This is a genomic window from Roseisolibacter sp. H3M3-2 (assembly GCF_029211165.1).
Taxonomy (GTDB): domain Bacteria; phylum Gemmatimonadota; class Gemmatimonadetes; order Gemmatimonadales; family Gemmatimonadaceae; genus Roseisolibacter.
In genome coordinates this window covers 1-879 of record NZ_JARGEK010000722.1, presented here as the reverse complement: position 1 = coordinate 879, position 879 = coordinate 1, and the positions used below count along the sequence as shown (strand labels likewise).

At 78.0% G+C, this 879-nt stretch carries 1 protein-coding gene; it reads right to left on the bottom strand.

Features of this window, described 5'->3' with window-relative positions; translation table 11 throughout:
* On the bottom strand, positions 1-547 hold a 547-nt coding region (locus PYV61_RS25985), incomplete at its 3' end, for a Clp protease N-terminal domain-containing protein (RefSeq protein ID WP_275836790.1).
* Between the last annotated feature and the right edge of the window lie 332 nt (positions 548-879).

Sequence of the window (879 nt, the reverse complement as noted above, 5' to 3'; positions counted from 1 at the left end):
CCGCGGTGGCCCCGCCCGCGCCGGCCGCCGCCCCCGCCGGCGCGGCGTCGGCCGCGCGCAGCTCCGCCGCCGCCTCGCTCGACGGCGCCGTGATGGTCGCGAAGTCCTTGCGCAGCGCCTCCGCCGGGATCTTCTCCAGCTCGCGGCTGATGTCGGCGGCGAGGCGCTTCAACTCGTCGTTGCCCACGAGGGCGAGCACCGCGTGCCCGCTGCGCGCGTGCGCGGCGCCGAACTCGATCGAGCCGACCGTCCACGCCTCGGTGAGCATCCGCACCAGCGACGGCGACAGCGACGGCGTGCGCGCGTTCCCGCTCTTGAGCCGGTCGAGCCCGCGCGCCAGGTCGTCGGCCAGGCGGGCGCGGTTCACCCCGTAGTGCTTGAGGATCTGCGCGACGTCGCCGTCGGCCGCGTCGAGCGCCTTGACGAGCACGTGCTCGATCTCGACGTCGTAGTGCGTGCGCGAGAGGCAGAGCCCCGCGGCCGCCTCGATCGTCGAGCGCATCGCGGGGTTCAGCTTGCCGATGAGGGCGCGGAGGGTGACCGACATGCGGGGGCTCCTGGGCGGCGCCGCGCGGGCGCCAGGGTGGGTGGCGGAGAGAGGAGCCCCGGGACGTCGCGTGCCGGCGGGGCGTCGTGCGCGAGGGGGGGCCTCGGAGAACGGGGTTGTCGTCGTGCGGTCGTCGTCGTGCGATGGCCGTGGTGCGGGGGGCGGCGCGCCGGCGGCGCCTCAGCAGAGGGCGACCCGGGTCTCGTCCGGATCGCGCGCCGCCGGGCGGCTGACCAGCCAGGTCCCCCGCCCGAGCGGCGGGCCGGTCGGACGGCGCGGCGCGGCGTCGCCGGGCGCGGGTGACGCCGCAGGCGGCGGCGCGGGCGAAGTCG